The 11,750-nt window shown below is 40.4% G+C and carries 10 protein-coding genes; all 10 read left to right on the top strand.

Annotated features, from left to right (window positions below; all coding sequences use genetic code 11):
* Window positions 1-117: 117 nt before the first annotated feature.
* The 10 genes from SNE25_RS30010 to SNE25_RS29965 all read left to right on the top strand — a co-directional run bounded on the left by SNE25_RS30010 (window position 118) and on the right by SNE25_RS29965 (window position 11,741).
* Complete coding sequence (locus SNE25_RS30010; RefSeq protein WP_321562691.1) at window positions 118-816, top strand: LamG domain-containing protein; 699 nt, start codon at window positions 118-120, stop codon at window positions 814-816.
* A gap of 333 nt (window positions 817-1,149) precedes the next feature.
* Window positions 1,150-1,842 (top strand): class I SAM-dependent methyltransferase, encoded by a 693-nt coding sequence (locus tag SNE25_RS30005; RefSeq protein ID WP_321562690.1) that lies wholly within the window; start codon window positions 1,150-1,152, stop codon window positions 1,840-1,842.
* Window positions 1,842-2,966, top strand: coding sequence for a glycosyltransferase (locus SNE25_RS30000; RefSeq protein WP_321562689.1), 1,125 nt, complete (start codon window positions 1,842-1,844; stop codon window positions 2,964-2,966). The genes SNE25_RS30005 and SNE25_RS30000 overlap by 1 nt, the downstream gene beginning before the upstream one ends.
* Window position 2,967: 1 nt before the next feature.
* Window positions 2,968-3,732 carry a TylF/MycF/NovP-related O-methyltransferase gene (locus tag SNE25_RS29995; RefSeq protein ID WP_321562688.1) on the top strand — a complete coding sequence of 255 codons (765 nt, stop codon included), beginning with the start codon at window positions 2,968-2,970 and terminating at the stop codon, window positions 3,730-3,732.
* A 9-nt stretch (window positions 3,733-3,741) separates the two neighbouring features.
* Window positions 3,742-5,241 carry a lipopolysaccharide biosynthesis protein gene (locus SNE25_RS29990; protein WP_321562687.1) on the top strand — a complete coding sequence of 500 codons (1,500 nt, stop codon included), beginning with the start codon at window positions 3,742-3,744 and terminating at the stop codon, window positions 5,239-5,241.
* 65 nt (window positions 5,242-5,306) lie between these two features.
* The gene (locus SNE25_RS29985; RefSeq protein ID WP_321562686.1) at window positions 5,307-6,257 is read left to right on the top strand and encodes a hypothetical protein; all 951 of its coding nucleotides are present in this window, start codon (window positions 5,307-5,309) and stop codon (window positions 6,255-6,257) included.
* Entirely contained in the window at window positions 6,224-8,887 is a 2,664-nt protein-coding gene (locus tag SNE25_RS29980; protein WP_321562685.1) for a gliding motility-associated C-terminal domain-containing protein, read from the top strand. Before SNE25_RS29985 ends, SNE25_RS29980 begins: the two co-directional genes overlap by 34 nt.
* Complete coding sequence (locus tag SNE25_RS29975; RefSeq protein ID WP_321562684.1) at window positions 8,884-9,882, top strand: PorP/SprF family type IX secretion system membrane protein; 999 nt, start codon at window positions 8,884-8,886, stop codon at window positions 9,880-9,882. Before SNE25_RS29980 ends, SNE25_RS29975 begins: the two co-directional genes overlap by 4 nt.
* A 172-nt stretch (window positions 9,883-10,054) precedes the next feature.
* Window positions 10,055-10,828, top strand: coding sequence for a class I SAM-dependent methyltransferase (locus tag SNE25_RS29970; RefSeq protein ID WP_321562683.1), 774 nt, complete (start codon window positions 10,055-10,057; stop codon window positions 10,826-10,828).
* 13 nt (window positions 10,829-10,841) lie between these two features.
* Window positions 10,842-11,741, top strand: coding sequence for a glycosyltransferase family protein (locus tag SNE25_RS29965; RefSeq protein WP_321562682.1), 900 nt, complete (start codon window positions 10,842-10,844; stop codon window positions 11,739-11,741).
* The last annotated feature ends 9 nt before the right edge of the window (window positions 11,742-11,750 follow it).

The raw sequence follows: 11,750 nt of genomic DNA, 5'->3' as shown, positions 1-11,750 counted from the left end.
CTGTTTATAAAATAATAATAAAAAGAGCCTGTATATCAGGCTCTTTTTATTATTATCTGCTTAACCATATCCTTAACCAATAAATCCAATATTTTTTCGGTAAGTGGCATTGTAGCGGTGAAGGATAGTTTGAACATAGGTTTATTGGCTTTTTATCCTTTTAATAGCAACACAAAGGACCTGTCCGGACATAATTATAACGGTACGGCTCATAATTTAATCAGTGCTGAGGATAGATTTAGAAACCCTAACGCCGCTTATGACTTTAACGGAATTAATAGTTATATCACAGTAAAAGACAATATACCTTTAAGGTTAAGTAAAACCGATTTTACTTTAAATTACTGGATTAATCTGACAAGTTATAGTAACTCTTATGGCAGCGTTGTAATTGGTAAAAGAAGTTTTGGTTACGCTAATGGATGGATAACCGGTGTTGGGGGAATGGGAAATATTGCCTCGGTGATAGGTAAAGCAGGTACGGTGACCTATAATGTTTCTGGCGGAGGAGATCCGTTTGCTTATGGCCAAATTGTTGTTAGACTTGAGGGATGGCACATGATTACTGTTACTTATAGCTATGCATTATCGAGAATCAATACATATATTGACGGTGTTTTTGATTCAACCACGTATAATATTCCCACACCAAATGAATTAACAGACAGCGACATGTATATTGGTGCTGACAGTCAGGGCAATGATAACCCGAGCAGTGATGATTACCTGGTTAAAGGTAAAATTGACGACATAAGAATATATAACAGAATAATAGGCACAAAGGAGCTTCACAGGTTATTTATCGCAACCCAATAATTGTAATTTTAGCTTTACCAATAAAAAGGGGCCGGTTTTTATGGAGGGCACTGAAAAAGTCCAATTAATATGTGAGGTAAAAAGGAGGGCTTAAAAAAATCAATTTGATACGTTGAGAATCGTTTATACGACTCGGCGATGAGACTTGTAGGCCTATAAGACAAGGAAAAGGGGTTGTTCGTGCTTATTGAACAACCCCTTCATTTTTGCCGGATTTTCCGGGACTTTTTCAGTGCCCTCGTTTTTATCGGCTCCTTTTCTATTTATATGCTTATATTAAACCTAACAATGAAGAATTTTTATTAACCTCGCCAAAAACACTAAATTTGTTCAATGGATAATAATAGCCGGCTTAAGCCTACCCTATTTTCAACTCGGTATGTACATTTAACAAAGCTGCGCGATGCTACTTTAAAGGTGATGAATGAGTTGACTGTAAATAATAAACAGTTAACACTAATTGATTTTGGTTGTGGCGATATGCCTTACCGCTCAGTTATTGAACCTATGGTGGGCAAATACATAGGAGTTGACCTTGATTTGAACCCATTGGCCGAACATCATATTGATTTTGACAGTAAAACAACCCTGCCCGATAATTATTGCGATATTATTCTGTCTAACCAGGTATTGGAGCATGTTGATTCGCCTCATAGTTATCTTTCAGAAGCCTTGCGTATTTTAAAACCCGGGGGTAAAATTATATTAACTACTCATGGTTACTGGTACTATCACCCAACGCCTTATGACTATTGGCGGTGGACAAGTGCCGGTCTGAAAAAAACAATCGAAGCCGAAGGTTTTAAAGTGAATTCATTTCATGGCATTATGGGCCTTGCAGCAAGTGGTATTCAACTTTTTCAGGATGCCATACTGTTAAAGCTGCCTAAATTTCTGGTGCCGCCTTTTGCATTTATCATGCAAAGCTTTATCCGTTTGTTTGATAAGATACACTCGCAGCAGCAGCGCGACCGCGATGCTTCGCTTTATGTGGTTATAGCCGAAAAAAACAGTCAGGCCGTATAATGGAATCCTTTAATCTTTGTATCATAAAGCCCAATAAGGACGCTTTTTCTGAAACCTTTGTACAGGAGCATATCAACAGACTGCCAGGTAATAAAAAGGTGCTTTATGGTGGCGCATTCCCGGTTTATGATCATGAAGGCAATTTTCTTATCCGCTCAAAGCTGGGTTTAATAAGTTACCTTATTCAAAAAAAAATATTCAAAAAAAAGGATATAAAAGTACGCACCAAAGCCCTGGTCAATTATTTAAAGCGTGAAAAAACAGATGTTGTTTTTGCAGAGTATGGCATGGTGGGCGCTATGGTTACCAGCGCCTGCAAAATAGCGGGTGTGCCGCTGGTTATTCATTTTCATGGCGCCGATGTTTATCATAAAAAAACGGTCGAAGCATATCACGATCTTTATCAAAGAGCATTTAATTATGCCAGCGCTTTTATATCCGTATCTGCCGATATGGTGACCGACCTGCAGGTTTTGGGTGCACCTGCCAATAAAATTCACCTTGCCTCATGTGGGGTTGATACCAATCTGTTTCCACAGCTGGATATTTCAAATACCGGCCAAAACTTTTTGTCTATAGGTCGGTTTGTTGAAAAAAAGTCACCTGCGTCAGTTGTAAAGGCGTTTAAATTAGTAAGGGAAAAAGTTCCCGGCGCCAAACTTTGGATGGTAGGGCAGGGGCCCCTGTTTGATGAAACAAAGGCACTGGTTACCGAATTGATGCTTGATGAAAATATTACCTTGACGGGGGTTTTAAAAACAGATGAGATCAAGAAACTGATGCGCCAGTCGCGTTGTTTTGTACAGCACTCGGTAACCGCAGCCAGTGGCGACAAAGAAGGTACACCGGTAACCATTTTAGAGGCCGGCTCATCGGGCCTGGCCATAGTAAGTACCCAGCACTCGGGCATAAAAGAAGCAGTAATTAATGGCCAAACGGGATACCTTGTGCCCGAACATGATATACAAGGCATGGCTGATTATATGATAAAAATAGCTAATGATGTACAATTGGCTTCTGAATTAGGTATAAGAGAGGCTGCCCATATCCGTGAAAATTACGACATCAGGCACCGCATTAATACCCTCACAACGATACTTCAACAAGCAATAAAACAAAATTAAGATGTTAAAAAAAATAATGCATAAAACCATCAATAACTTAGGTTATGACTTGGTAAAGCCCGATAAAAGGGTGGTGTCTGATGGTTTGCCAGCTGATTTTGATAAAGAAACCCTGGATACCTATCATAAGGTTAAACCATATACCATGACCACCCCAGAGCGTATTGCCTCGTTAGTTAACGCGGTAAACTACCTGGTTAAAAACAATATTGAAGGCGATTTTGTGGAGTGCGGCGTATGGCGAGGCGGCAGTACTATGGCGGCAATTGACACCTTGGTAAAAACCGGCGATAAAAACCGCGAAATATATCTGTATGATACGTACGAAGGCATGTCTGAGCCTACCGAACATGATAAAGTATTTACCGGTACCGCGGCTGATGAACTGATGAATACCAGCGATAAAAATGACCCAACCTCGGTTTGGTGTTACTCGGCACTGGAAGAAGTTCAGAAAAATGTAGGTACCCTGAACTATCCAGCCGGTAAAGTACATTATGTAAAAGGTAAGGTAGAGGATAGTATACCGCAAACTTTGCCCGGAAAAATCGCTTTGTTGCGGCTTGATACAGACTGGTATGAGTCAACCGCGCATGAGTTAAAACACCTGTACCCTTTATTGGTACCGGGTGGCGTTATCATTATTGACGATTATGGCCACTGGGAAGGCGCCCGCAAAGCGGTTGACGAATATATTGCCGAAAATAAATTGCCCCTGTTGCTAAACAGGATTGATTATACTGGCCGGATTGGGGTAAAATACTAAATATAGATAATGGGAATAGTAAAAAAACAAGTTTATAAAAATACGATGGTATCATACATCGGTATGGCCATAGCCTATATAAACACGGTTTTGCTTTTTCCTTTTTTTACCAGTGCCGCGCAATACGGTTTTTATAATTTAATAATAAGTATTTCGGTTTTATACTCATTGATAGCTTCTGTTGGCGGGCCCAGCATCATTGCCAAATATTTCCCCTTTTATCGTACCGATGATAAAAAACATAATGGATTTATGCATTGGGCAGCTATCCTTTCATTAATTGGATTTTCCATTGCCACAATATTGTATATAATTCTTAAGCCAGTTATTTTAGGTGCCTACGCCAATAGTTCGCTTTTATTTGCCCGATACTATTATTACCTGATACCGCTCTCCTTTTTCGTTGTGGTTTTTAATTATCTTGAAATGACCGGCAGGGTTATCTATATAACCATTTACTCCAATTTTTTACAAAATATTTTATTACGGCTGCTTACCACCGGCTTTTTGTTGATGATAGCGGCTAAGTGGATAAATTTTGAAGATTTTATTTTTCTTTATATAGGCAGTAACGGGCTGATATCTTTATTGCTGTTAATAAGCATCATTTTCACCGGAAAGTTTACCCATAAAATAAGTGATTATACTTTTAGCGCGATCAAAACAAAAGAGATCATCAATTTTGGCCTGTTCACCTTAGTAGCAAGCGCTGTATATGTACTGCTGCAAAAAGTAGATACACTAATGCTGAGCTCTATGGCTGGGGATGATGTTCAGGGGGTTTACAGTTGGTATTTTAATATCGCCTTAATTATCAGCGTTCCGGCACAGGCACTGAGCAGAACAACCTATGCCATCGTTGCCGATGCCTGGAAATCTAAAAACATGAAAAATATTGACGAGGTATATGCCAAAACCTCCATCATCCAGATGGTGATAGGCTGCCTGTTGTTTATAGGTATCGTGATCAACAGGGAAAACTTATATACGCTGGCCCGCAACAAAGATTTTACCGACCCTAAATACTTTAACCTTTTCCTGGTAATTGGGTTGGGATTTTTGGTTGATATAACCGGCGGGCTAAATACCTATATCATTACAACATCGCATAAGTACCGCCTCATCACCGGGTTTGTAATGGTTGCAAGTATATTTTGTATTGTGTTAAACTATTTTCTGATACCAAGGTACCAGGGTATGGGTGCAGCAGTATCATATTTTTTAACAATAACCGGGCTAAACTTTGGCACTTGGTTTTACATAAAATACCGTTTCAAAATGCAGCCATTTAAGTTAAAACACCTTTTGGTGATTGGTATTACTGTAATAAGTTTTGCAGTTGGCAAATATTTTTGGCGGATACCCAATGTTTACGCCGATATTATATTGCGTAGCGGAGTAACGGCTTTGGTTTATATAATAATAACCTATTACTGTCATATTTCAAGTGATTTGAACGAGAAAATAGATAATACACTCAGTAAAATAAATTTGTTAATTAAACAATAATAGTTATTTGTTATAATTAATGTGATTTTTGTACATTCAAACATAGGCAATATACCTAACCTTACATGTTTAAACTTACTAAACCTGCCTTTATCGCGGCATTACTGTCTTTGCTATTAATGCTTCCCATGTTTGGTATATGCCAAATATCTGTTCCAGAATGGGTCAAAGACATTGGGGGGCCAAACGGTAGCTCAAGCGTCCCGTCGGCGGTGGTTAACGATAGCCAAAACAATATTTATATAACGGGAATATTTAGCGGAACGGTTGATTTTGATCCAACCGCCGGAGTGCATGAATTAAATTCCGTCGGAAGTTTTGACACTTATTTGGCTAAGTACACAACTGACGGAAATTTGATATGGGCCGTAAGCGTTGGTGGTGATGGGATTGACCAGGCAAATTCTATGACTATTGATAATGATGGTAATCCATCCATTAGCGGTCAGTTTGACTCGGGGCAAATGGATGCTGACCCCGGCCCGGGTGTTCATAATTTAACGAATAACGGCGGCTCAGATGCATTTATAATCAGATTTACAACAAATGGAGCATTTTCCTGGGCTACTTCGATAGGTAGTTCCGGTACTGAGTACGGCGGCAAAATAATGGCAGATAACCAAGGGAATGTAATTGAGGTATCTCAATTTCAGGGTACGGTTAACGTAGGTAATAAAACGTTTACTGCGCAAGGCAATTTTAACGGTTTAATGGTAAAATTTGACGCCGCAGGGCATGTAACATGGGCAATAGACCTTAAAGACAACAATAATAGCGAAGCTCATAGCTGCTCAGTTGATAAAAACAACAATGTGATTGTTTCGGGTACTTTTAGCAGTAATGTGAATTTCAACCCGTTGGGGGCTGCACATAATTTAAATGGTAATGGAGTATCTACGTTTTTGGCAAAATATACACCAGCGGGCCAGTTGATATGGGTTAAGGCTATAAAAGGAGATGTGGTTAATAATAACACCAATGTGTGTGTGAATTCCAACAACGATATATATATATAGACGGACCTTTTTCATCTTCTTTAACGTTTGATGCAGGGCAATCACTTACACCGCTTGGCGGGCAGGACGTTTTTATTGCAAAATATAATAGTGATGGAGATTTTCAGGTAGCCAGGGATATAAGCGGAAGCAACATTTATAACTATGGTTTAGTAGCCAGTAAAGAAGGCTATATTTATCTTTCGGGTTATTTTAGCGGCTCCGTTGATTTTGATCCATCGCCAGCTGGTTCCGCTATTCTGAATTACCACGGCGAACGTGATTTATTTTTGGCCAAATTTGATGAAAATATAAATTATAAATGGGCATTTAACGTTGGTAATTCAAACTGTGATAACACATTAGGTCGAAATGTATATGTTGATAATAACGATGATGTTTTACTTGTTGGTTCTTTTTGTTCCACAGTAAATTTTGATGCTTCGGGTTGCAGCAATTATTATTTAACTGCTCAAAGTTATATACGCGATAGCTTTTTAGCTAAGTACATTCAAAATAAGGCAACTGATAATAATAAAATTATATCATTTTCTGTTCCCGAGCAGGTTATACCTGCAATAATTGATCAAACCAATCTTCAAATAACAATTAAAGTGCCTGCCGGCACAGATGTTTCGGCGCTAAAGCCCACAATTTCTGTAACCAACGGATCAACTTTAACTCCTGCTTCAAGCGTACTGCAAAACTTCACTTCCCCTGTATCTTATAAACTCAGTTCGGCATGTAAAGTATTAAACTATTCTGTAAAAGTGATTTTTGACGACCCGGTTTATACGCCTGTTACAATTTGTTCCGGGGCAGAAGTAACACTAAACGGGGATATTGCAAACCCTGTCCCTACAAGTTACTCATGGGAGATATTTTCAAATAACAGCTGGATTGCAGCGCCGGGCAGCAGCCATAATAAAAACTACGTAACACCTGACCTTTTAGCAACCAGTTCAAATGCAGTTTTTAAGTTGCGTCGTAAAATTACTGTGCAGGGTAATATTAATTATGATTCTTATTACACAGTAACCGTTACACCCGTATCCCTAACAAACAACAATATAATCCCCCCTGCTGTGTCGGAGTTTTGCACATCAGGTAATCCGGAGGTAATTAACGGTAATGTACCATCTGGCGGAAATGGTACTTATAAATACCAATGGCAAAGCTCAATCGATAATATAAACTTTATTGATATCAATGGAGCTACGTCAAAAGACTATGATCCACCGTTTAGTAATGTGGGTGCCTATTACAGGCGTTTAGTAACTTTTGGTTCGTGTACGGTCCCTTTAGCAAGTAATACAGTTCATATTACAATGTCTGCCATACCCGCGGCGCCAATGCTGCAGTTGTTATCATCAGGTATTTGCTCGGGCGGTACAGCTTCCTTATCCGTTAAAAATCCACAGCCCGGTTTAGTGTATAACTGGTATAGCACGCCTGCCAAAACAACTCTTTTACATACGGGAGATTCATACATAACCGATAAGTTATACAACACTACAACCTATTATGCAGAAGCAGTAAACTCCGGGTGCAGCAGCGCTGCGTTGAGTAATATTCAGGTCGATATCAATCCTTTACCACCCACTCCGATTGCAGTGCAAAATAATGTACCGGTTTGCTCAGGTTTATCAGCATCTTTAAAAATACTAAATACGCAGGCCGGGATAAGCTATAACTGGTACGCTTCGGCAACTGGCACTACTCCGGTTTATGTAGGTGCCAATTTCGAAACCCCGGCAATAGCAAGCAATGTAACTTACTATGCAGAAGCGGTTAATGATAATGGGTGTGCTTCAGCAACACGCTTGGCTGTTAACGTGGTTGTTAATGAGGTACCGCAGGTTAATGTACAAGGAACTGCTGTTTGTCCCGGCACCTCTGCGCAATTAAGTGCAACAGCTAATGTTGCCGATTATGCTGTAAACTGGTATGCAGATGCATCCGGTACAAACATAATTTATACCGGCAACAGTTTTTCAATACCTGCACTGAATGCGCCCGCTACATATTATGCTGAGGTAATAAACAATGTTACCGGTTGTGTATCTGAACGTAAATCGGTACAGGCGCAAATACTACAGCCATTAAATGCACCGGTAGTAAGTGTTGACCAAACTACACCAACTTCGGTAAGTTTTAAGTGGAGTGCCGTAGCCAACGCAACAGGCTATCAGGTTAGCATTGATAACGGTCAAACATTTAGCAATCCGAGCTCTGGCAGTACCGGCCTTACACACATCATTACCAATTTGAGTTTAATGCAGCAGGTGAGCATTGTTGTACGCGCACTTGGCAATACCGACTGTGAGCTAAGCGGCAGCTCTGTGGGTGTCACAGGCACGGCCGCCAGCCCATTAGGTAACCTGATATATGTTGCCAACGCTTTTACGCCTAATGGCGATGGTAATAATGATATAGTATATGTTCATAGCGAAAATATTAAAACCTTGAATTTTTATGTGTATGACCAATGGGGCGAGTTAATATTCACTTCAAATAACCAGGCCAACGGATGGGACGGCTTTTATAAGGGTACCAGGGAACCGGTAGGTGTATATGTATACTATCTTAAAGCAACTATGAACGACGGACAGCAATTGACTAAGAAGGGGTCGATAACATTGTTAAGGTGAAAAAAAGAATAATTTTTATAGCTGTGATGCTGCAGTGTGCTGCAGTCATTAAACTGCATGCACAGGTAGATCCGCATTTTTCTCAATATTATGCTTATCCATTATGGCTTAACCCTGCTTTAACAGGAATAATGGATGGCGATGCACGTATAACCGGGAATTTCAAAGATCAATGGCCCACTGTAGATAAAGGATATAGAACAGGGGCGTTATCGGCCGACTTCCGCACGTCTGATAAAGTTAGCATAGGGTTTAATATTATTAATCAGGCGGCAGGTACGGCGGGTTATAACTATTTTGCTGCTTATGGATCCTTTGGTTATGGGATAAGTATCTCGCCCGACGGCTATCGGAAACTTCATTTTGGTTTGCAGGCCGGTGTTATCAACAGAGGCTTTAATCCAAATTCACTGCAATTTGATAACCAGTACGGACCAATAACAGGGTTTGATCCGACAACACCTGATTTCGAAAATTTTTCGGCAACAGGAGCTACTGTATTTGATGCAAGCGCAGGTGTATTTTATTATGATGAGGATCCCGCAAAAATAGCGAGTTTGTTTGGTGGGGTTAGCATAGCGCATCTTAACGGGGCAAAAGATCCTTTTGCATCTGAAGGTATTAATAGTAAGCTACCGGTCAGGTACACTCTTCATGGCGGTGTACGTATTAAAGCTACAGATTTTTTTGATGTAACGCCTCATGCCATTTATATAAAGCAACAAAAAAATCAGATCAGGGCTTTAGGCGTTTATTCAGAATTAAAGGTACAGGACAATCAGGGCTTAATATTAGGAGGGATGTACAGAGTAAATGATGCCTTTGTTGCCGATGCCGGTTATCATTTTAGTAACGTAGTAATAGGTGTTAGCTATGATTTTAATTCATCAGCTTTCAGTGGCGCCATCTCCGGACAAGGAGGTATTGAATTATCTGTTAGTTACGTTTTTCGCAGACACATTGCTAATCCCGCTCAGGTTTGCCCAAGATTTTAAATCTGCATAATCGCCATTTTTTATTGGTAAATTATCTACTTATAAAGTGTAATAATATAAAACGTTTTGATGCTCCGGACTGTTAGGTGAACCGGCATTAATTTGAGTTTTGTTTTTAATAAAAACATTATTTGTTTGAATGAAAAAGGCGATAGTTGTACATTCGTAACTCATGCAGGAATCAATTATTAGCGGCAATGTTAAAACCGCGTACGATCAATTTTATCAGCAGCACGATGAGGCCTGGCGCATGCTTAGTGCAAAGTATAAGGCGCAGCATATTATTGAGGTATGCAGCGGCTTAAAGCTTAATAACGTACTGGAAGTTGGTGCAGGTGATGGCAGTATCCTCAAATGGCTGTCTGACCAAAACTTCGCGCCCGAGTATTGTGCGGTCGAAATATCTGACAGCGGGGTCGAGTATATCAAATCGCGTGGCATCAATAACTTAAAATCGATACAGGTGTTTGACGGTTATAAGCTGCCTTTTGCTGATGATAGTTTTGACCTCATTATCCTGTCGCACGTGCTGGAACATGTAGAACATGAACGTATGCTGCTGCGCGAAATTAAACGTGTTGCCAAACACTGCGTAATTGAAGTGCCGCGCGATTATAAAGCCGGGGTAGATAAACGTATAAAGCATTTTTTGGCTTATGGGCACATCAATGTTTATACGCCGACCTCATTGCGTTATTTGCTGCGTACCGAAGGTTTCGACATTGAAAATGACCTGCTATCCATGACCGAGCCTAATGTTACGCGCTTTAATGCCTATGTTAATCAAAAGAAAAACAAGAGTTTTATAACCAATCTGCGTATTGCTGCTGAGTTTGCGGTTAAGCAGGGGTTGGGAAAAGTTTTTGGAAAAGGGGTAAGCGAACAATTTGCTAACGCTTATACCGTTTTGTGTAAGAAAGCCAGCCAGCAACCCGAACTATTCTGATTTTTTAATACCCATGCAACAACTTGCTCCTATTGCCTTATTTGTTTATAACCGGCCTGATCACACGCGCCGTACCATTGGCCATTTGCAAAAAAATGTACTTGCAGAGGAATCGCGGCTGTATATTTTTTGTGATGCCGCCAAAACCGATGCCGACAAGGATAAGGTAGAAGAGGTAAAGCAGATAGCAAAGGAAACAACCGGGTTTAAATCAATAAAGATCATTGTGCGCGATCATAACCTGGGCCTCGCTAATTCCATTATCAGCGGCGTTACCCAGCTGGTATATGAATATGGTAAAGTGATTGTTTTTGAAGATGACCTGCTGTCGTCGCCATATGCCCTGCAATATTTTAATGAAGCCCTAACCCGTTATGCCAGCGAAGAAAAAGTGATGCATATAGGCGGGTATATGTATAACCTGAAAGATAAGGGCCTGCCCGAATCTTTTTTTTACCGGGCCGCCACCAGCTGGGGCTGGGCAACCTGGGCACGTGCCTGGAACCATTTTGAACCCGATATTGATAAATTGATAGCTCAGTTTGATACGCTGGATATCATCCGCTTTTCTATTGAGGGCAAAATGAATTTCTGGAGGCAGGTACAGGAGTTTAAGGCAGGTAAAAACAATTCATGGGCCATACGCTGGTATGCCTCCATCTTTTTAAAGGGAGGGCTTACCCTTAACCCGGCCCGCTCGCTCATTAATAATATCGGGCACGACGGTACCGGCGTACATTCTAATAAGGAGAAGATGTATGAAGTGCATATTTCGCAGCAGCCCGTTAAGAAGTTTCCCGATGTAATTGAGGAAGACGAACGGGCATATCACGCCATAAAATACTTCCTTACACATCGCAAAGGTAATTTACTACAGCGCGCCGTACGTTTTGTTAAACAACGGATGGGCTAAATCTCTGCT

The sequence above is a fragment of the Mucilaginibacter sabulilitoris genome (assembly GCF_034262375.1).
GTDB lineage: Bacteria > Bacteroidota > Bacteroidia > Sphingobacteriales > Sphingobacteriaceae > Mucilaginibacter > Mucilaginibacter sabulilitoris.
Note: the sequence above shows the minus strand (reverse complement) of the source record. Positions and strands in the feature narration are given on the sequence as shown.

What these genes read in the sequence shown, in the direction of transcription:
- SNE25_RS29995 (WP_321562688.1), top strand. Translation starts at nt 2,968, where the DNA reads ATGTTAAAAAAAATAATGCATAAAACCATCAATAACTTAGGTTATGAC.
- SNE25_RS29985 (WP_321562686.1), top strand. Translation starts at nt 5,307, where the DNA reads ATGTTTAAACTTACTAAACCTGCCTTTATCGCGGCATTACTGTCTTTG.
- SNE25_RS30000 (WP_321562689.1), top strand. Translation starts at nt 1,842, where the DNA reads ATGGAATCCTTTAATCTTTGTATCATAAAGCCCAATAAGGACGCTTTT.
- SNE25_RS30005 (WP_321562690.1), top strand. Translation starts at nt 1,150, where the DNA reads ATGGATAATAATAGCCGGCTTAAGCCTACCCTATTTTCAACTCGGTAT.
- SNE25_RS29970 (WP_321562683.1), top strand. Translation starts at nt 10,055, where the DNA reads ATGCAGGAATCAATTATTAGCGGCAATGTTAAAACCGCGTACGATCAA.
- SNE25_RS29990 (WP_321562687.1), top strand. Translation starts at nt 3,742, where the DNA reads ATGGGAATAGTAAAAAAACAAGTTTATAAAAATACGATGGTATCATAC.
- SNE25_RS29965 (WP_321562682.1), top strand. Translation starts at nt 10,842, where the DNA reads ATGCAACAACTTGCTCCTATTGCCTTATTTGTTTATAACCGGCCTGAT.